This is a genomic window from Glycomyces sp. NPDC021274, from assembly GCF_040641195.1.
Lineage (GTDB): Bacteria > Actinomycetota > Actinomycetes > Mycobacteriales > Micromonosporaceae > Glycomyces.
Genome location: NZ_JBFADC010000002.1, coordinates 378,516 through 398,399, shown reverse-complemented (window position 1 = coordinate 398,399; position 19,884 = coordinate 378,516). Strand labels below are relative to the sequence as shown.

The 19,884-nt window shown below is 72.4% G+C and carries 16 protein-coding genes; 8 read left to right on the top strand and 8 right to left on the bottom strand.

The annotated features are described in order from the left end of the window. Positions 1–5 precede the first annotated feature (5 nt). Positions 6–1,208: an MFS transporter gene (locus AB0I03_RS05735; RefSeq protein ID WP_360406994.1), complete on the bottom strand. Its 1,203-nt coding sequence runs from the start codon at positions 1,206–1,208 to the stop codon at positions 6–8. 236 nt (positions 1,209–1,444) lie between these two features. Between AB0I03_RS05735 and rocD the strand changes: the two genes are divergently transcribed. Then, positions 1,445–2,644: an ornithine--oxo-acid transaminase gene (gene rocD / locus AB0I03_RS05730; protein WP_360406991.1), complete on the top strand. Its 1,200-nt coding sequence runs from the start codon at positions 1,445–1,447 to the stop codon at positions 2,642–2,644. A gap of 51 nt (positions 2,645–2,695) precedes the next feature. Here the strand turns inward: rocD and AB0I03_RS05725 are convergent, their stop codons facing one another. Continuing rightward, positions 2,696–4,099, bottom strand: a complete 1,404-nt coding sequence (locus AB0I03_RS05725; protein ID WP_360406988.1) for a short-chain fatty acyl-CoA regulator family protein — start codon at positions 4,097–4,099, stop codon at positions 2,696–2,698. Between the two features lie 126 nt (positions 4,100–4,225). Between AB0I03_RS05725 and AB0I03_RS05720 the strand changes: the two genes are divergently transcribed. The 4 genes from AB0I03_RS05720 to AB0I03_RS05705 all read left to right on the top strand — a co-directional run bounded on the left by AB0I03_RS05720 (position 4,226) and on the right by AB0I03_RS05705 (position 8,428). Next, complete coding sequence (locus AB0I03_RS05720; protein WP_360406986.1) at positions 4,226–5,731, top strand: MmgE/PrpD family protein; 1,506 nt, start codon at positions 4,226–4,228, stop codon at positions 5,729–5,731. After that, positions 5,728–6,633 (top strand): methylisocitrate lyase, encoded by a 906-nt coding sequence (gene prpB / locus AB0I03_RS05715; protein ID WP_360406983.1) that lies wholly within the window; start codon positions 5,728–5,730, stop codon positions 6,631–6,633. Before AB0I03_RS05720 ends, prpB begins: the two co-directional genes overlap by 4 nt. Then, positions 6,630–7,748 carry a bifunctional 2-methylcitrate synthase/citrate synthase gene (locus AB0I03_RS05710; RefSeq protein WP_360406980.1) on the top strand — a complete coding sequence of 373 codons (1,119 nt, stop codon included), beginning with the start codon at positions 6,630–6,632 and terminating at the stop codon, positions 7,746–7,748. The genes prpB and AB0I03_RS05710 overlap by 4 nt, the downstream gene beginning before the upstream one ends. A gap of 152 nt (positions 7,749–7,900) precedes the next feature. Further along, complete coding sequence (locus AB0I03_RS05705; protein WP_360406977.1) at positions 7,901–8,428, top strand: hypothetical protein; 528 nt, start codon at positions 7,901–7,903, stop codon at positions 8,426–8,428. An 88-nt stretch (positions 8,429–8,516) separates the two neighbouring features. Here AB0I03_RS05705 and AB0I03_RS05700 read toward each other — a convergent pair whose 3' ends face one another. Both AB0I03_RS05700 and AB0I03_RS05695 read right to left on the bottom strand, forming a co-directional pair. Further along, positions 8,517–9,011, bottom strand: coding sequence for a potassium channel family protein (locus tag AB0I03_RS05700; protein WP_360406974.1), 495 nt, complete (start codon positions 9,009–9,011; stop codon positions 8,517–8,519). Between the two features lie 33 nt (positions 9,012–9,044). Further along, complete coding sequence (locus AB0I03_RS05695) at positions 9,045–10,298, bottom strand: chloride channel protein (RefSeq protein WP_360406971.1); 1,254 nt, start codon at positions 10,296–10,298, stop codon at positions 9,045–9,047. A gap of 223 nt (positions 10,299–10,521) precedes the next feature. Between AB0I03_RS05695 and AB0I03_RS05690 the strand changes: the two genes are divergently transcribed. Continuing rightward, positions 10,522–11,073, top strand: a complete 552-nt coding sequence (locus tag AB0I03_RS05690; RefSeq protein WP_360406968.1) for a DUF4396 domain-containing protein — start codon at positions 10,522–10,524, stop codon at positions 11,071–11,073. Positions 11,074–11,095: 22 nt separating this feature from the next. Here the strand turns inward: AB0I03_RS05690 and AB0I03_RS05685 are convergent, their stop codons facing one another. Further along, positions 11,096–11,695: a TetR/AcrR family transcriptional regulator gene (locus AB0I03_RS05685; protein ID WP_360406965.1), complete on the bottom strand. Its 600-nt coding sequence runs from the start codon at positions 11,693–11,695 to the stop codon at positions 11,096–11,098. Between the two features lie 143 nt (positions 11,696–11,838). Between AB0I03_RS05685 and AB0I03_RS05680 the strand changes: the two genes are divergently transcribed. Together AB0I03_RS05680 and AB0I03_RS05675 are read left to right on the top strand one after the other, a co-directional pair. Beyond that, positions 11,839–13,329, top strand: a complete 1,491-nt coding sequence (locus AB0I03_RS05680; protein ID WP_360406962.1) for an MDR family MFS transporter — start codon at positions 11,839–11,841, stop codon at positions 13,327–13,329. Between the two features lie 82 nt (positions 13,330–13,411). Next, complete coding sequence (locus tag AB0I03_RS05675; RefSeq protein WP_360406959.1) at positions 13,412–13,873, top strand: SRPBCC family protein; 462 nt, start codon at positions 13,412–13,414, stop codon at positions 13,871–13,873. A 40-nt stretch (positions 13,874–13,913) separates the two neighbouring features. Here the strand turns inward: AB0I03_RS05675 and AB0I03_RS05670 are convergent, their stop codons facing one another. The 3 genes from AB0I03_RS05670 to AB0I03_RS05660 are packed head-to-tail and all read right to left on the bottom strand — an operon-like array spanning position 13,914 to position 19,448. Beyond that, positions 13,914–17,081 carry an error-prone DNA polymerase gene (locus AB0I03_RS05670; protein WP_360406956.1) on the bottom strand — a complete coding sequence of 1,056 codons (3,168 nt, stop codon included), beginning with the start codon at positions 17,079–17,081 and terminating at the stop codon, positions 13,914–13,916. Further along, entirely contained in the window at positions 17,074–18,459 is a 1,386-nt protein-coding gene (locus AB0I03_RS05665; protein ID WP_360406953.1) for a DNA polymerase Y family protein, read from the bottom strand. The genes AB0I03_RS05670 and AB0I03_RS05665 overlap by 8 nt, the downstream gene beginning before the upstream one ends. Continuing rightward, positions 18,456–19,448, bottom strand: a complete 993-nt coding sequence (locus tag AB0I03_RS05660) for a hypothetical protein (protein ID WP_360406950.1) — start codon at positions 19,446–19,448, stop codon at positions 18,456–18,458. The genes AB0I03_RS05665 and AB0I03_RS05660 overlap by 4 nt, the downstream gene beginning before the upstream one ends. Between the last annotated feature and the right edge of the window lie 436 nt (positions 19,449–19,884).

The window sequence follows — 19,884 nt, the reverse complement described above, 5'->3', positions numbered from 1 at the left end:
GACCCTCACGCCTTGGGCTTGCGCGCCGCGGGGGAGCACAGCAGCGCCACGGCGACGAGCACGAGCACCACGTAGAACGCGTTCCGCAGCCCCACCTGTTCGCCCATGATGCCGATGAGCGGCGGCCCGATGAGGAAGGCGCAGTACCCCACGGTGGCCACGACCGCGACGTTCGCGGTGGCCTTCTCGGGGTCGTCCGCGGCGGCCGACATGCCCACGGGGAATCCCAGCGACGCGCCCAGGCCCCACAGGACCGTGCCGACGATCGCGACCGGCGCGGTCGGGCCGAGGATCACCAGCAGCAGCCCCGCCAGCGCCAGCAGCGCCGACCCGGCCAGGACCGGCACGCGCCCGAACCTGTCGAGGAACAGCCCGCCGAAGGCCCGCCCGGCGGTCATCGCGGTGACGAACACGGCGAAGACGGCCGCGCCGCCGGGGTTGGTGAGGCCGTAGCCGTCGACCATCGCCAGGCCGAGCCAGTCGTTCGCGGTGCCCTCGGTGAAGGCCATGCCGAGGATGATGAGGCCGATGAGCAGCACGCGCACGTCCGTCCACGCCGACAGGCGGGTGCGCCACCCGGCCCGTTCGCCCGGCACGGCCTCGCGCGGCTCCTCGGCCGGCTGCAGGTGCTTCACGACGTACGCGGACGAGAAGAGCACCGCGGCGCCCACGGCCGTGAGGTGCACGCCGGCGCTGACGCCGAGCTGCTCGGTGAGCGCCCCCAGGCCCGCGCCGAGCATCGTGCCGACGCTGAAGCCCGCGTGGAACATCGGCATCAGGGTCTTGCCGATGCGCCGCTCGTTGGCCGCGCCGGAGAGGTTCATGGCCACGTCGAGCACCGAGTTGCCCGCGCCGAGGACCATCAGCGCCGCGAACAGCGCCCAGTACGAGGGCGCGAACCCGGCGATGAGGCCGATCGCGATGAGGCCGACCGCCGTCAGCGCGAGGAACCAGCGGATCGCCGCCGTCGCCCCCAGATGGGCCACCACGTGGCTCGCGGCGATGAGCCCGACCATCGCCCCGGCCGAGAGGCCCAGGATGAGCACGCCCATCTCCTGAGTGGTCGCACCGAGGAGGTCGCGCATGTTGGGGACGCGCGCGGCCCAGTTGGCGAACACGAACCCCGAGAGGACGAAGACCGCGAACACGGCGTTGCGCCAGTGCACGAGGGCGGGGTCGGTGCGGGCGGGCAGGGCGGTGCTGGTCACGGTCATCCAATCGGACGGCGGCATGGGTCGGGCCCGGTCCTGTGGAGGGCCCCGGTCCACCAGCTTGCACCGAGGTTTACCGTTCGACAAACGCATTCGACGGCTGGTGACCGCGCCGCGCACCGGCGGCGTCGCCGTGACCGCCGTCGCCGCGTCATGCTGGTAGCAGCCGGCACGCCATGGACGCCGGGAACCGTCGGCACCGCCGCGGCGCCTCGACCCGAGAAAGGCCACCTGTGAACCGTTCGAGCCACCTCACCGACCTCGAAGAGCAGTACGGCGCGCACAACTACCACCCGCTGCCGGTCGTCATCGCCGCAGGCGAGGGCGCCTGGGTCACCGACACCGAGGGCAACCGCTACCTCGACTGGCTCGCCGCGTACTCGGCCGTGAACTTCGGCCACCGCCACCCGCGCCTGACCGCCGCCGCGCACGCCCAGCTCGACCGGATCACCCTCGCCTCGCGCGCCTTCCGCACCGACGCGCTCGGCCCGCTCCTCTCCGGCCTCGCCGCCCTCACCGGCAAGGACGCCGTGCTGCCCATGAACACCGGCGCCGAAGCGGTCGAGACCGCCATCAAGGCCGCCCGCAAATGGGGCTACGAACGCAAGGGCATCGCCGCCGGCCGGGCCCGGATCGCCGTGTTCGACGGGAACTTCCACGGCCGCACCACCACCATCGTCGGGTTCTCCTCCGACCCCGGCTCCCGCGAGGGCTTCGGGCCCTTCGACGGCGGCTTCGACTCCGTCCCCTACGGCGACATCGACGCGCTCGCCGCCGTCGTCGGCCCCGACACCGCGGCCGTGCTCCTCGAACCGGTCCAAGGCGAAGCGGGCGTCATCGTCCCGCCCGCCGGCTGGCTCGCCGAAGTGCGCCGCCTGTGCGACGAGCGCAACGTGCTCATGATCGCCGACGAGATCCAGTCGGGCCTGGGCCGCACCGGCCACACGTTCGCGTGCGACCGCGAGAACGTCACGCCCGACGTGTACCTGCTCGGCAAGGCCCTCGGCGGCGGCATCGTCCCGCTCTCGGCCGTCGCCTGCGACCGCGAGGTGATGGACGTCTTCACACCCGGCACCCACGGGTCCACGTTCGGCGGCAACCCGCTCGCGGCCGCCGTCGGCACCGAGGTCGTCGCCATGCTCGCCACCGGCGAATGGCAGCAGCGCGCCCGCGACCTCGGCAAGCACCTCGAAGGCGCCCTGGCCGGACTCGACCGGTCCAAAGTAGACGCGATCCGGGTGTGCGGCCTGTGGGCCGGCGTCGACCTCGCCCCCACCGCTCCCTCCGCGCGCGAGGTCTGCGAGCGGATGCTCCGACTCGGCGTGCTCGCCAAGGAGACCCACCAGCGCACGGTGCGCATCGCCCCGCCGCTCGTCATCGAGCCCGAGGAGATCGACCGCGGCGTTGCGGCGCTGGCCGAGGCCATCGGCTAAGGCGGGTCCGGAGGAGGGGGCCGGTCCGCGACCGGCCCGCTCGGCGCGGGCCTACGCCGAGGACGGGTACGGGGTGAACCCGCTGCGGTGGTCCGTCACATCGAGGGGCCTGCCGATCGCCGGGAACGCCCGCTGCGGGCAGCCCGAGCGGTCGCACACCTTGCACCCCGGCCCGATCGGGGTCAGCGCCGCCGGACTCGCCAGGTCGAGCCCGTCCGCGTACACCAGGCGGTGCGCATGGTGCAGGTCGCAGCCCAGGCCGATCGCGAAGGTCTTCGCCGGCGTCCCGAACCCGCCGTAGCGCCGGGTCACCGTGCGCGCCACCCACAAGTACGACCGCCCGTCCGGCATCTGCGCCAGCTGCGTGCGGATCTCCCCGGGGTGCGCGAACGCCTCGTACACGTTCCACAGAGGACAACTGCCCCCCACGCGCGAGAAGTGGAAGTCCGTGGCCGACTGCCGCTTCGAGATGTTCCCCGCCCGGTCCACCCGCACGAAGAAGAACGGCACGCCCCGCGCCCCCGGCCGCTGCAGCGTGCTCAACCGGTGCGCCACCGTCTCCCACCCCACCCGGAACCGCCGCTGCAGCAGGTCCAGGTCGTACCGCAGTTCCTCTGCGGCACTGCGGAACACCCCGTACGGCAGGATCAGCGCGCCCGCGAAGTAGTTCGCCAGGCCGATCCGCGCCAGCGACCTGGCCTCCGGCCCCGAGAGGTCCGCGGCGGCCACGAGGCCCTCGATGAGGTCGGCGTGCTCGACCAGCGCCAAGTGCGTGGCGAGCTGGAACGCGCGCTGGCCGGGGGAGAGCAGCGGCGAGACGCGCAGGACCCGGCCCTCGGGGTCGAACCGGCGCTTCGCCCCGGCCTGCTCGTCCGCCGCCAGCTCGGCGACCGCGGTGTCATGCCGCGCCGCCAGGAGCCGCGTGAGCCCGGCGGCGAGGTCCGCCGGGTCGAGTCCGGCGGCGATCCGCTCGGCCGCCTCGTCCAGCTCGGGCACGTAGTTCCGCTTGGCGTAGAACAGGTCCCGCACCTCCTCGTACGCGGTGGGCGCGGCCCCGGCGTCCAGCTCGGCGCTCATCGCGGTGTTGCGCTCGACCGCGTGCCGGTAGCGCCGGTGCAGGTCGACCACATACCGCGCCAGCTCCGGCATGCCCTCGGCGAGTTCGCGGGTCTGGTGCGGCCCGACCTGCTCGGCGTGCGCGGTGTCGGCGAGCGCGTCCCGCAGCTGCGCGTCGAGCCGGTCGCTCTCGGCCGCCGAGAACCGCTGCACGTCCACGTCGAAGACCTCGGCCAGGCGCAGCAGCACCGGGCCCGTGATGGGCCGCTGGTTGGACTCCATCTGGTTCACATAGCTCGTGGAGATGCCCAGCGCGGTGGCGAGCGAGGCCTGGGTGAGGCCCTGCTCCTCGCGGAACCGGCGCAGCCGCAACCCCACCTTGGCCGTCCTCAACGCCATCATCAGGTCCTTTCACAACATTCACAGAACGGGGCCGATATTTCCACAAGAAACCACATGTTCAGTGCTTTCAAGAGCATCGGTGGTTGTACATACTGTGAAGATACTCGTCGAAGGAGCCGCTGCATGATCGAGCACCACGTCCGCGCCCACGCCTCCCGTGAGGCATTGCCGCGCGAACAGGAGCTGGCCTGGAAACTCGCGGAGGTCGCCGTCGACCCCGTCCCGGTCGAACCCGACGTGGCCGAGATGATCGGCAACCGGGTCATCGACAACGCCGCCGTCGCGGCCGCGTCCCTCGCCCGCCGCCCGGTCGCCAACGCCCGCGCCCAGGCCTTCGCGCACCCCTACCGCCCCGGCGCGGCCGTCTTTGGCGCCGGCCCCGAGGTGCGCAGCTCGCCCGAATGGGCCGCCTGGGCCAACGGCGTCGCCGTGCGCGAACTCGACTTCCACGACACGTTCCTCGCCGCCGACTACTCCCACCCCGGCGACAACATCCCGCCGGTGCTCGCCGCCGCCCAGCACCGCGGCCTCGACGGCGCGGCACTCGTGCGCGGCATCGCCACCGGCTACGAGATCCAGATCGACCTCGTGCGCGGCATCTGCCTGCACGAGCACCGGATCGACCACATCGCCCACCTCGGCCCCGCCGCGGCCGCCGGCATCGGCACCCTCATGGGCCTCGACGCCGAGGTGATCTACCAGGCCATCGGCCAAGCGCTGCACACCACCACCGCCACCCGCCAGTCCCGCAAGGGCGCGATCTCCTCCTGGAAGGCCTACGCGCCCGCGTTCGCCGGCAAGGCCGCGATCGAAGCGGTCGACCGCGCCATGCGCGGCGAAGGCGCGCCCTCACCCATCTGGGAAGGCGAGGACGGCGTCATCGCCCGCCTCCTCAGCGGACCGGACGCCCGCTACACGGTGCCGCTGCCCGCCCCCGGCGAACCCAAGCGCGCCATCCTCGACTCCTACACCAAGGAGCACTCCGCCGAATACCAGAGCCAGGCCCTCATCGACCTCGCCCGCCGCCTCGCACCGCGCATCAACGACCTCTCGCGCATCGCCGAGATCGTGATCCGCACCAGCCACCACACCCACAACGTGATCGGCACCGGCGCGAACGACCCGCAGAAGACCGACCCCGACGCCAGCCGCGAGACCCTCGACCACTCCATCATGTACATCTTCGCCGTCGCCCTCGAAGACCGCGACTGGCACCACGAGCGCTCCTACACCCCCGAACGCGCCCACCGCGACTCCACCGTGGCGCTCTGGCGCAAGATCCGCACCCTCGAGGACCAGGAGTGGACCCGCCGCTACCACGACCCCGACCCCGACAAGCGCGCGTTCGGCGGCCACGTCACCGTGGTCTTCGACGACGGCACCACGCTCGACGACGAACTCGCCGTCGCCGACGCCCACCCCAGAGGCGCGCGGCCCTTCGCCCGCGAGCAGTACCTGCAGAAGTTCCGCACCCTCGCCGACGGTGTCATCGAACCGTCCGAACAGGACCGGTTCCTCGACCTCGCCTGCCGCATCGACACCCTCGACGCCGCCGAGGTACGCGCCCTCAACCTCGCCGCCCCTCCCGGCACGCTCACCGCACCGGAGACCGGAGGACTCTTCCGATGACACCACGCGTCTCACCGTCCCAGAAGCGCCGCGCACTGCGCGCCGGGCTCGCCTCCGGCCGCCTCCAGCGCCTCCCCGGCGCGTTCTCGCCGCTCGTCGCCCGCGCCGTCGCCGATCGCGGCTTCGAAGGCGTCTACGTCTCCGGCGCAGCGCTGGCCGCCGACCTCGCGCTGCCGGACATCGGCCTCACCACGCTCACGGAGGTCGCCGGGCGCGGCGGCCAGATCGCCCGCGCCACCGACCTGCCCACCCTCATCGACGCCGACACCGGCTTCGGCGAGGCGGCGAACGTCGCCCGCACCATCGCGGCCTTCGAGGACGCCGGGCTCGCCGGCTGCCACCTCGAGGACCAGGTCAACCCCAAGCGCTGCGGCCACCTCGACGGCAAGGAGGTCGTGCCGGCCGCCGCGATGCTGCAACGCGTCCGCGCCGCCGTCCAGGCCCGCACCGACCCGGACTTCGTCATCTGCGCCCGCACGGACGCCCGCGCCATCGAGGGCCTGGACGCCGCGATCCACCGCGCCAAGGCCTATGTGGACGCCGGGGCGGACATGGTCTTCCCCGAGGCCCTGCGCACCGAAGCCGAGTTCGCGGCCTTCCGCGAGGCGGTCGACGTGCCGCTCCTGGCGAACATGACCGAGTTCGGCACCTCGCCCGGCCTCACCGCCCGGCAACTCGAGGACCTCGGCTACAACCTCGTGATCTGGCCCGTCTCGAGCCTCCGCGCCGCCATGGGCGCCGTCGAAGACCTCTTCGACACCCTCGAGACCGAGGGCACGCAAGAGTCCCATGTGGACCGAATGCAGACCCGCGCCCGCCTCTACGAACTCGTGGACTACGCCGCCTACAGCGCGTTCGACAAGCAGCTCTTCGATTTCCAGATCCCCGGGAGGGACGCATGAGCATCGACATCCGCAAGGGCCTGGCCGGAGTCGTCGCCGACACCACCGCCATCAGCGAGGTCGTCCCCGAGACGAACTCCCTCACCTACCGCGGCTACCCCGTGCAGGAACTCGCCCGCAGCTGCTCCTTCGAGGCCGTCGCCCACCTCATCTGGTACGGCGAGCTGCCCGACGCCGCCGCGCTCGCCCGCCTCAGTGAACGCGAAGGCGCGCAGCGGGAGGTCACCCGCTCCACCATCAGCGTCGTCGACCGCGTCCCCGACAACTGCCACCCGATGGACCTGCTGCGCACCGCCGTCTCCTGCCTCGGCGCCGAGGACCCGGCCGAGGACGACAACAGCCCGGCCGCCAACCGCGCCAAGGCCGAAGCGATGTTCGCCAAGCTCCCCACGATCGTCGCCCACGACTTCCGCCGCCGCCGGGGCCAGGGCCGCATCGCCCCCGACCCGGGCCTGGGCTTCGCCGAGAACTTCTTCCACATGTGCTTCGGCACCGTGCCCGCCCCGGAAGTGCTGCGCTGCTTCGAGATCTCGATGATCCTCTACGCCGAGCACAGCTTCAACGCCTCCACGTTCACCGCCCGCACCGTCGCCTCGACGCTCTCGGACATCTACTCGGCCGTCACCGCCGCGATCGGCGCTCTCAAGGGACCGCTCCACGGCGGCGCGAACGAGGCCGTCATGCGCATGATGCTCGAGATCGACGACCCCGCGCTCGCCGGGGACTGGCTGCGGGAGCGGTTGGCCGCCAAGGAGAAGGTGATGGGCTTCGGGCACCGCGTCTACAAGGACGCCGACTCGCGCGTCCCGACCATGAAGGCCGCCTTCATCGACATGGCCGAGCTCCAGGGCGGTCAGCGCTGGGTCGCGATGTACGAGGAGCTCGAGGCGGCCATGATGGCGGCCAAGGGCATCCACCCGAACCTCGACTTCCCGGCCGGGCCCGCCTACTACCTCATGGGTTTCGACATCCCGATGTTCACGCCGCTGTTCGTCATGTCCCGCATCACCGGCTGGACCGCGCACGTGATCGAGCAGCTGGAGTCGAACGCCCTGATCCGGCCGCTGAGCGCCTACACCGGACCAGCGCAGCGCGCGATCCCGTTGGCGGCCTAGCGCCTGTCCCGTGAATCAGGTCGGCCCGGAGCGCGACGGTCCGGGTCCCGCTCCGCGCGTCCCGGCCGCGTTCAGGCGCTGGCGAAGGGCGGTCATACTCGGTACCGACGCAGGCGCGGGGGTGTCAGGCCTCCGGCAGGGAGGCAGGAAGCATGAAGCAGCCGCAGCAGGCCCGGGCGGTCCAATGGCACCTCACCGCGGACGGTTCGGCGGTCCAGGCGTCCCCGAAGGCCCTCGATCACTTCGATCCGAAGCAGGAGGCGCCGAAGGGACTGAAGTACCTCCGCTACGCGACCACGCGGCGCCTGGCGCTGGCGGACCTGTACGCCTTCGAGGAGGTCGTCGACAAGGCCGCGGCGCGCTACAACCGCGTGTCCTCGGCGGGTGTCCTCACGGGTGTGATCGGGCTGGCCGCGATGATCGTCGGCTGGGGCGTCCTCCCCGCGATCGGCGTCGACGGCGACTGGACGCAGATCCTGCGCATCGCCGCGATCCCGGTCCTGGTGGCCGGGTTCGCGGGCGTGATGTTCGCGCCCGGCTTGACGAACCGCAGTATCAATGGCCTCCGGGCCGAGGCGGGCCTGGACTCCTCGACCCTTGAGGTCCTCAAGGAACCCGACGCGCTGGCCCTGCTCCACGCCCCGGGGACGGTCTGCGGGCCCGGCATCGCGGGCGGCTAGGGCCTTCCCCTAGCGCGGTCGGCAGGTACCGCTTGCGGAGCGAACGCGAGAGTTCCATGCTGCGGACACGGTGCAGGCGCGTCGGCGTTCAGGACCGCGGGCGACGGATGCGGGCGCGCCGGGCGAACTTCTGGGCGACGAGCGAGGCCGAGCCGGCGATCACGGTGACGTTGAAGGCCATCTGGACGCAGAGGAGGGCGCGGGCGACCTGGCCCTGCGCCGAGACATCCCCGTATCCGACGGTGAGCAGCGTGCTGAGCGCGTAGTAGAGGGCGTCCACGCGGGTGTCCAGGCCCGTGAACTCGCCGGGCCGGTAGACGGCCACGGCGTAGTCGACGAGCGCGAACACCAGCAGTCCGGCGAGGATGCCGACGACCATCGCGCCGAGGGGGGCGTCGGGCTCGCGGATCTGCCGCACCGCCTGCCAGCGGATGGCGACCGCGACGGCCGCGAGCAGCACGGCGGTGGCGCACCAGCGCAGGACCAGGACGGCGGCGTCGGGCTCGCTGCGGATCGGCACGACCAGGTACAGCACCATGAGCGCGACGCCCGCGAGCGTCCAGCGCAGCCGGTGCGGTCGCATGCCGCCTCCCTCCTCGCCCTGCACGGTCGCCTCCTACGCCGGTCCGGGGGCCGGCTCGCGCGCTTCGCCGCCGTCCCGGTCGATGAGCCGCTCGGTCGCGAACGCGACGACGACGGCGATGAGCACGATCGGGGTCATCCCGGCGGCCCCGGACCCGAGCAGCAGCGTGACGAGGACCGCCGCCGAGACCGGCAGCGGGAGGATCGCCGCGGTGGCGGCGGCCATGCCCGCGGCCATCGCCGGGGCGGTGCCGAAACCCGGAAGTCCACTGAGGAGCACGCCGAAGGCCGCGCCGAGGAACAGGGCCGGGAAGATCGGACCGCCGCGCAGCGTCGCGAGCGACACCGCGTACGCCAGGCCCTTCAACACCAGCAGTGCCGCGAGTGCCCAGGCCCCGGGCACGTCGCCCTCCTGCGTGAACGTCCCCAGCCCCTCCTGCCCGGACAGCAGCACCTCGACGGGGGAACGCCCGGTCAGCAGTGAATACGCCGCTGCGGCGGCGGCGGTGACGGCCACGGCGACCATCGCCATGAGCGCGGGCCGCCGCGTCGCGTGCGGGACGAGGCGCCGCCCGAGGTGGTGGACCTGGCGCACCCCCACCGCGATGACCACCGCGAGCGGGATCGTCCACAGCAGATCGGCGAGGTCGGGGCGGGCCGGGACGTCGAGCCCGGGGAGGCTGAGCGAGGGCACCGCCAGGCCCGTCCACTCGCCGAGCCCGGTGAACACGAGCGCGCCGACCCCGGCCGAGAGCAGGCACGGGAGGACGACCAGGGTCTGCCGGAGGCCGGCGCGGCCCGCCGATTCGAGGATGAACACGGCCGCCACGAGCGGGCTGCCGAAGATCACGGCGACGGCCGCGGCGGAACCGGACGTGCTGACGAGGGCGTTCTCCGGACCGCGTGCGATCCAGCGGCCGGCGAGGATCGTCGCGAGGGCCGCGCCCACGGCCATGAGCGGCGCTTCAGGGCCGAGCACGACGCCGAGCGGCAGGCCGCCGAGCGCCGCGAGCAGGATGCCGGGCAGATGCGAGGGCGGCACGGGTTCGGCCGAGAGGCCCGCGATCGGCACATGCCCGCCATGCCCGGGCAGGCGGCTGACGGCGACCGCGACGAGCACGCCGCCGACGAGGAGCCAGGGGACCGGCCACCACCACGGCACCGGGTCGAGTCCCCACCGCTCGGGCAGGTCCTCCCAGACGAAGCCGGTCAGCCAGTGCAGGAGCGCGAGGAACGCGAAGGCGGCCACGGAGACCGGAACGCCGACGAGGCCGGCGAGAGCGAGCACGCGCGCGTATCGCGCGCCGAGCCGTTCCGGGGCCGGACCTCCGGAAGTCCCACCCATGCCGCCCCCCGTCCTCGATCCTGCACTGTGGATCTTCCTACGGCGGCGGGCGTGCCGCAGGGCATTCGCCGTCCCGCCACCCCAACCCCTCTTGCAACATACCCTAGGGGGGTATATAGTGATGCGGTCGCGGCCGCCCCTGGCCGCCCAGCATTGAGGAGCAACCGTGGACCACTCCGCCCATGAGCACCACGACCACCACGAGCCCGCCGCGCATGAAGGCCACACCGGACACGGGCACCACGAGGACCACGCGTCCCACGGCGACAAGCCGACCCCCGCGAGCTGGCGCATGGCCGCCTCCGCGACCCTCCACTGCCTCACCGGCTGCGCCATCGGCGAAGTCCTCGGCGTCGTCATCGGCACCGCCCTCGGCTGGCACGGCGCGGCCACCATCGCCCTCGCGATCACCCTCGCGTTCCTCTTCGGCTACGCCCTGACGATGCGCGGCGTCATGCGCGCCGGACTGTCCTTCAAGGACGCACTGAAGGTCGCGCTCGCCGCCGACACCATCTCGATCGCGGTCATGGAGATCGTCGACAACGGCTTCATCCTCGCCATGCCCGGCGCGATGGAGATGGGCCTGGCCGACCCGCGGTTCTGGCTCATCCTGGCCGCCGCGCTCGCGATCGCCTTCGTGGTCACCGTCCCGATCAACCGCTGGCTCATCTCCCGCGGCAAGGGCCACGCGGTCGTGCACCAGCACCACCGGCACTAGGTCGCGAACCCCGGACCAGCCGTCAGGCCGCGACCGGGCGCAGCGCCTCCATCGTCCGGTCCAGGCAGGGTCCGAACACCTCCGGATCGGTGCCGCAATGGAGCGACGCCGCCTGGAGGCACGCGAACGCCCCGCCCACGATCGCCCGCACGACCACCGCGTCCGGCTCGACCCCGCTCTGCCCGGCCCGCTCCACCAGCAACTCCGAGAGCGAACGCTGCAGCAGGTCGAGCCGGCCCAGGTACGCCGCGAGCAGGCGCGGGCTCGCGCTCACGATCTCGTGCAGCACCCGGTCGCGCTCGCGCACCGCAGGATCGGCCAGGCGCTCCACCACCGGATCGAACGCGCGACGCAGCGAATCCCACACCGACTCGCCGGGCGGGCGGGCCTGCAGGCGGGCCGAGAGCTCCTCGCCCAGGCGCTCGACGCTGTCGAGCACCACCTCGTCCTTCGACGCGAAGTACCGGAAGAAACTGCGCTGGGACATGCCGACGGCGGCGGCGATCTCATCGACCGTCGTCTCCTCGAAACCCTTTGCCACGAACAGCGCTTCAGCGGTCCGTGCGATCCTCGACTGCACGGCCCGACGTGACACTTCTCGCAGACTCCCACCGGCGCCCATGACCGGGATGGTAGCAACTGCAATGATTGACAGTCACTGACACTTTCCGGTGCGCGCGTCCCGTCACCCTCCGACACCCCGGTGGGCTCCGGTACGGGACCGTCGTGCACCGGGCAGGAACACCACCGAAGGAAACATCCCCCATGACCGTTGACCAGCGACCGGCAGAGACCCCCGAGGCCGAAGCCGCGCCAACGCCCGAACCGGGCATGTCACGCCAGATCAAGATCGTGCTCGGCGTGCTCCTCGTGGCCACGTTCGTCATGATCCTCAACGAGACCGTGATGGGCGTGGCCCTGCCGCGACTCATGGAGCAGTTCCAGATCACCGCCGCCACCGTGCAGTGGCTGACCACCGGCTTCATGCTCACCATGGCCGTCGTCATCCCCATGACCGGCCTCATCCTCCAGCGCTTCACGACCCGCACGGTGTTCCTCGCCGCCATCGGGCTCTTCTGCGCCGGCACCCTGCTCGCCGGCGTCGCCACGATCTTCCCCGTGCTCGTCGTCGCCCGCGTGATCCAGGCCAGCGGCACTGCCGTCATGCTGCCGCTGCTCATGACCACCGTGATGACCTTCGTCCCGGCCGAACGCCGCGGACGCACCATGGGCTTCATCACCATCGTCATCGCCGTCGCCCCCGCGATCGGCCCGACCTTCTCCGGCTTCATCCTCAACAACCTCACCTGGCGCTGGATGTTCCTCGCCGTGCTGCCCATCGCCGTACTGGCCCTCGTCCTCGGCGGGGTCCTCATCAAGAACCTCGGCGAGACGCGCCCGGTCAAGCTCGACCTGCTCTCCGCGCTCCTGTCCGCAGTGGCCTTCGGCGGCATCATCTACGGCCTCAGCAGCCTCGGCGAGTCGGCGGCCGGGAACCACACCCCGGTCCCGCCGTACGCCGCGGTCGCGGTCGGCGCCGTCTCCCTGGCCCTGTTCGTGTTCCGCCAGCTCCGCCTCCAGCGCCGCGACGCGGCTCTCATGGACCTGCGGCCCTTCAAGAGCCGCTCGTTCACCGTCGGCATCATCATGCTGCTCATCTCGATGGCGACCCTCTTCGGCTCGCTCATCCTGCTGCCGATCTACCTCCAGAACGTCCTGGACCTCACCACGCTCGAGACCGGCCTGGTGGTCCTCCCCGGCGGCCTCGCCATGGGCCTCTCCGGACCGTTCATCGGCCGCGTCTACGACAAGGTCGGCCCCCGGCCCCTCGTCATCCCCGGCTCGATGGTGCTCGCGGGCGCCCTCGGCCTCATGACGATGCTCGACGGGGGCAGCGAGGTCTGGTTCGTCGTGGTCATCCACGTCATGCTCAGCCTCGGCCTCAGCAGCCTCATGACCCCGCTCATGACCTCCTCGCTCGGCGCCCTGCCCATGGAGCTCTACCCCCACGGCAGCGCCATCATGAGCACCCTCCAGCAGGTCGCGGGCGCGGTCGGCACCGCCGTGTTCATCACCCTGATGACCACCGGCGCCGCCTCGAGCCTCGACTCCGGCGCGACCGCAGCGGTCGCCGAAGCCGACGGCATCCACCTCGCCTTCCTGTGCGGCACCGCCATGGCCCTCGTCGCCGTGGCCGCCGCCTTCCTGGTGAAGAAGGCCGACAACCCGAACGGCGACGCCGTCCCGGCCCACTAGAAGCGCACGACTAAAGGCCCGGCCCCGCGGGGCCGGGCCTTTTCGCGCCCCCGCCCGCAGCGGCGGATGCTACCGTCCGAAGATGCCGCGAACCGACCAAGCCAGCAGGGACATACCCGCCTCCGTCGACCGCGTCTACACCGCGCTCACCGACCCCGAAGCGCTCGCCGCCTGGCTCCCGCCCGCCGGCATGACCGGCCGCTTCGACCACTACGACGCCCGCCCCGGCGGCGGCTACCGCATGACCCTCACCTACGACGACCCCGCCGGCGCACCCGGCAAGACCACCGCCGACACCGACACCGTCGAAGCCCGCTTCACCGAACTCGTCCCGAACACCCGCATCGTCACCGAAGCCGACTTCGTCTCCGATGACCCCGCCTTCACCGGCACGATGACCAGCGCGTGGACCCTCGAACCGGTCGCGAGCGGCACCCGTGTCACCATCACCGCCGAGAACGTCCCGGACGGCATCAGCGCCGAGGACCACGCCGAAGGACTCGGGTCCTCCCTCCTCAACCTCGAGGCCTACCTGGAGCGCTAGCGGATCGAGCCAAACGGCCGGGTTCTCAATGGCTGGGTTCCTAACGAAAATCCCGCGACGGCGCACTGGGGCTGTTCAGGTCCAGGATCGTCAGCTTGTCCGCCACGATCATCGGCATCGTCTTCTTCGGCGCATCCAGCGGCTTCTCCACCGCCCCCCTGATCACCAGCGCCCTCGCCACCGAGGCGACGCTCTGCCAGCGCTTCCAGAGCCCTTGGGAGCACACGATGTTCGCGATGCCCGTCTCGTCCTCCAGGCTCAGGAACGTGACGCCCTTCGCGGTCGAGGGGCGCTGGCGGTGCGTGACGATCCCGGCGACCTCGATCCGCGTGCCGTCCTCGGCGAACGGCAGCTGCGCGGCGGGCAGGACCCCGGCGGCGTCGAGCGAGGCGCGGACCAGCTCCATCGGGTGGGTCTGGACCGAGAGCCCGAGGCCGGTGTAGTCGGCGCGGGCGAGTTCGGCGGCGCTCATGCCGGGCAGGGTGGGCGGCGGCGCGGCCGGGCCGGTGCCGGGGATCGTGCCGGGGCGCTCGTCCACGGTCCCGGCCGTCCACAGTGCCTTGCGGCGGTCCGGTTCGAGGCTCTCGAAAGCACCGGCGACGGCGAGCTTCTCCATGCGCTCCTTGCCGAGTCCGGTCCGGCGGGCCAGGTCGGCGAGGTTCTGGAACGGGCCGTCCTGCTCGCGTTCGGCCACGATGCGCAGCGCGGCCGGTTCGCCGAGCCCTTTGACGTTGTCGAGGCCCAGGCGCAGGTCCGCTTCGCCGAGGATCGGCGCGCGGCGCTCGCGCCCGGAGGGGATGAGCGAGGCGACCGCGTTGCTGGCGTTCACGTCCGGGGCGAGGACGGCGAGGCCGTGGCGCTGGGCGTCGGCGATGAGCGAGGCGGGGGAGTAGAAGCCCATCGGCTGGCTGGCGAGGAGCCCGGCGTAGAACGCGGCCGGGTAGTGGCATTTGAGCCACGCGGAGGAGTAGACGAGGTGGGCGAAGGAGGCGGCGTGCGACTCGGGGAAGCCGAAGTCGGCGAAGGACTTGAGCTGCTCGTAGACCTGGTCGGCCTGCGCGCCGGTGATGCCGTTCGCGGCCATGCCCTTGTAGAGGCGCAGCCGGAGCTCCTCCATCTTCTCGGCGGACCGCTTGGCGCCCATGGCCCTGCGCAGCTTGTCGGCCTCGCCGCCGTTGAACCCGGCGGCGTCGATGGCGATCTGCATGAGCTGCTCCTGGAACAGCGGCACGCCGAGGGTCTTCTCCAGGGCGGGCATCAGCTTGGCGGGCACGAGGTGCTCCCAGGGCTCGCCGTGCCTGCGGCGCAGGTAGGGGTGGACCGAGCCGCCCTGGATGGGGCCGGGCCGGATGAGGGCGACCTCGACGACGAGGTCGTAGAACTCCTTCGGTTGCAGGCGCGGGAGGGTCGCCATCTGGGCGCGGGACTCGACCTGGAAGACGCCCACGGTGTCGGCGCGCTGCAGCATCTCGTAGACGACCTCCTCGTTCAGGTCGATCCGGGCGAGGTCGATCGGGTCGCCGTGGAAGTCGCCGATGAGGTCGACCATGCGGTGCAGGGCCTCGAGCATCCCCAGGCCGAGGAGGTCGAACTTGACGAGGTGCGCGTCCGCGCAGTCCTCTTTGTCCCATTGGAGGACGGTGCGGTCCTTCATGCGGGCCGGTTCGACCGGCACGATCTCGCTGACGGGCTGCTCGGTGAGCACCATGCCGCCGGGGTGGATGCCCAGGTGCTGCGGCAGGTTGACGAGGTCGCCGGCGAGGGCTTGGACGTCGGCGGGGATGCCCTCGGCCTCGGCGGGGTCCACGCCGCCCCAGCGGTGGAGGCGCTTGGACCAGGCCAGGGCCTGGTCGTTGCCGTACCCGAGGGCCTTGGCGGCGTCGCGGACCGCCGAGCGCGGCCGGTAGGTGACCACGTTGGCCACCAGCGCGGCCCGGTCGCGGCCGTACTTCTCGTAGACGTACTGGATGACCGCTTCGCGGCGGCCCGATTCGATGTCGAGGTCGATGTCGGGCGGGCCGTCGCGGTCGGAGGAGAGGAACCGCTCGAACAGCATTCCGTACGCCACGGCGTCCACATTGGTGATGCCGAGGGCGTAGCAGACGGCGCTGTTGGCGGCCGATCCCCTGCCCTGGCAGTAGATGTCGTGCTCCCGGCAGAAGTGGACGATGTCGGCGACGATGAGGAAGTAGCCGCTGAACCCCAGTTCCTCGATGACCCGCAGCTCGCGCTCGATCTGGTCCCAGGCGCCCGCCACCCGCTCCTGCCCGCGCGGCCCGTAGCGCTCGGTCCCGCCCTCGTCGGTCAGCGCCCTGAGGTAGGAGTGGTCGTCGTGGCCCGCGGGGACGGGGAAGTGCGGCAGCCGCGGGGCCAGCAGCTTGAGCTGGAAGGCGCACTCGGTGGCGATCCGCACCGATTCCTCCAGGGCCGCTGGGAAGTCGGCGAAGCGCTGCGCCATCTCCTCGCCTGAGCGCAGGTGCGCCCCGGCGTTCGCGGGCAGGTGCGGGTCGGTCGCATCGAGGGTGCTGCGGGCGCGGATCGCGGCGAGTGCGGCGGCGGTGCGGGCGCGGCCCGGGGCCGCGTAGTGCACGTTGTTGGTGGCCACGATCGGCACGCCGAAGCGGCGGGCCAGGGCCGCGAGCGTCTCGATCCGCTCGGTGTCGCCGGGCAGGTCGTGGCAGGTGAGCTCGACGGCGAGGTGCTCGGGGCCGAAGGCGTCGGCGAGTTCGCGCAGCGCGCCCTCGGCGGCGTCGGGGCCGCCGGCGTCCAAGGCCGTGTTGAGGAAGCCCTTGCGGCAGCCGGTGAGGATCTGCCAGCCGCCGTTCGCGTGGGCGCCCAGCCCGGCGAGGGAGTAGCGGGGCCGGTCCTTCTCGCCCCCTTCGAGTTTGGCCTCGGTGATGGCGCGGGAGAGGGCCCGGTAGCCGTCGGGGTCGCGGGCGAGGACGACGAGGTGGCGTCCGGCCGGGTCGACCTGGCCGCGGCGGGCCCGGGGCAGGTCGAGGTTCAGTTCGGCCCCGAAGACCGAGGGGAGACCGAACCCGGTTGCGGCCGAGTCGAACTGCGGGATCGCGTACAGGCCGTCGTGGTCGGTGATCGCGAGTCCTTTGAGGCCGAGCCGGTGGGCCTCGGCGGCGAGCGCGGCGGGGGCGTCCGCGCCGTCGGCGAAGGAGTAGTGGGAGTGGCAGTGCAGCTCGGCGTAGTCAGTCATACCAGCCCACCGCCTTCCACTGCCCGCCTTCGCAGACGAGGAGGGCGGCGCGGCCGTCGGCGAGCTCGACCTGAAGGCGCGCGTAGCGCCGCGCCGCCGGGCTCCACCAGCGCTCGGACACCGGCCACGGCCCGGCCCAGGCGACGACCCGGACCTGCTTGCCGCCCAAGGCGACCACGGCCGGGGACGCGGACAGGTCGCCCCTGGCGAGGGCCTGGACGGGGGCCCCGGCCGCGTCGAGGACGGCGACGTGCTCGTCGGTGCCGATGAGGCTGGGCAGCGGATCGGGCAGCGTCCCGGGCCACGGCCCCGAAGGCGGCGGCGGCGCGTGCTCGACCTCCCATGCGGCGCCGCCGTACCGCTCGGCGAGGTCGCGGCCGTCGGTGACGGCGGCGATCTGCACGGCGTCCGGGCCGAACCGGCTCTGGGCGTGCCGCAGGGCGGCCTCGGCCTTCACGTCACGGGCGGCCTTGTCGCCCCACAGGCCCCGCCCGGCCGCGACCAGGCCGATGAGCCCGCCGGGGGCGAGTTCGAGCATGGTGATGGCGTGCGCGGTCTCGTCGGCCGTTTCGCTTGCGGCACTGGTGGAGAGCCAGCCCTCCAGCTGCCAGCGCACGCGCCGCGACAGTTCGGCCGCGCCGATGGCGGGGTCGAGCTGCCAGGTGCGGCGGCGCTCCATGCCGCTGCCGGTGCGGGCGGTGATGTGGACGCGGGTGCAGGCGAGGTTGCGCGCGTCGAGGAGGCGCAGCAGGCGTTCGGCGAGGGGCCGGGCGGCGAAGACGGCCTGCCCGACCGTGGCGTACGGGGTCTCGGGGGTGTCGGTCACGGTCAGTTCCGGAGCGGCCGGGCGGGGGACGAGCGGGCGGGCGAGCTGCCCGGCGGCGAGCAGCTGGGCGCGGCGCACGGCCGCGCCGAACCGCTCGGCGACGGCCTGGCCGGGCAGGTCGCGGAAGGCGCCGAGCGTGTCGATGCCCAAGTGCCGCAAGGTCTCGCAGGTCTCGTGGTCGACCAGGCCCGTGGCCTGGAGGTCGCGGATGTCGCGGCGGGCGAGAAAGGCCGCGTCGCGCCCGGCCGGGACGATCCGGCCCTCGTGCGCGGCGAGGACGGCGGCGAACAGGCCGTCGGCGACCCCGGTCAGGCAGTCCTGGTCGACGAGGCCGGAGACGGTGTCGATGAGGGTCTCGCAGAACGCGGCCTCATCGCCGGCCCCGCGCCGCAGCGGCACGGCGACGACCCCGGGCTCGAGCACTTCGACGTAGGGGGTGAGCAGGTCGAGCGCGTCGAGCACCGGCTCGAACGCGGCCGAGTCCTCGGCATCCCAGTCCACGAGCCGCATCACGAGCACCCGGCTCCCGGCCCGCCGCACCTGCACGCTCACGAGGGCTCACCTCCGCCGGGCCGAAGCTGAACCACCTCGCCACCGGAGTCCCGCTGAGTGCCGTTCGCGCGATGCGAGGGGCTGTTCCGATCGGCGGCACCTCGGTCCATGGTGGATCTTGATCGCAGCTCGATGACGTTGCCGTGCGCGGGGCGCTCCGCTTCGGCGGTCGTCGTCACCGGGTCGAGGCGGCGCTCCTCCGTTTCGCCGCCGTAGGGCCAGATCCGGGCCTTGCGGGTGCTTCCGGTGCGCCAGTGGGCGGCGACCTCCAGTTCGCAGGCGTCGAGGCGGCCGGCGCCCCAGCGGCGTCCGGCGTTGGGGCGCAAGCCCTTCCAGCGCGCGCGGGCGACCTCGAGCCGGGCGTCGGCGCCTGCCACCGGGCGGGTCTCCCACCAGATGATCGCGGTGCCGCTCTTGCGGGCGCGGGCGGCCAGCCGCTGCGTCTGGGTCGGCGTGAGCCCTTCGCTCGGCACCACCACCGCGGCGACGCCCTCGGCCAGCGTCCCCGCCGCATCGACCACGAGCGGCCCCGGATCGACCAGCGCCACCCGCCCGAGGTCGACCCCGGCGGCCGTCGCCGCCAGCGGGTACACCCGCGGCATCCCGACCAGTGCGCACCACGCGCCCGACCCGGTCGGACCGGCCAGCAGCCGCCACAGCAGCGAGGTCGCCCCGCGCCGTGAGGCCATGATCGCGGTCACAGTCGCGAGTCCGCCGTAGGGCAGGAGCGCGGAAATGTCAGGGGTGACGGGGAGGATGACCCGTGACGCCTGCATCGCGGCGGAGGCTTCTTCGTCAGCGGCGGCTTCGGAGGGCCGCGGCTCGGCGGCCACGGCGCTGCGCGGTGCGGTCGCGAGCGACCCGGTGGTCGGCGGTCCGGCCGCAAGGCGGGCCTCGCGCCCGGGCCTCGCGTCGGCTGCGGGGCGCAGCTCTGCGGCGGTGCGCAGGCCGAGCTCAGCGGCCAGCGCGGCCGCGACGGATGTCGCCACCAGTTCCCCCGTATCTGTCGAACATGTGTATCAAGATCAACATACCGAACTGCGGGCAGCGCGCAACCTCAAACAGGTGTTTGATAAATCTCCTGGCGGCAATCTGCGACTCAGCCCAGGTCACATGGCATGGAATGGCCACGAATCGGCATTTCCGCGATGATCGCGCCCATCGGGCCCAGCGCGAGCGAACCGCGGGAAAAGCGCCTGAACGACCGGCGTGCCCGGTGATCGCCCTGGCGGGAAGGTGCGCTGAGGAGGAGGTCGCCTGAATCGGGGGCGTCGCCGCGGCTCGTCCGCCGCTCGGTCCTGACCCTTGATCGATCGGCCCGGGCTCGATCCGCCCGGCCGGTGCCTGGGAACAGCCCGGCACCCGGAAACACGAAAGGGAAGGGCCCTCGGCCGCTTCCCTCTCCAGAATATAACCCGGGTGTGC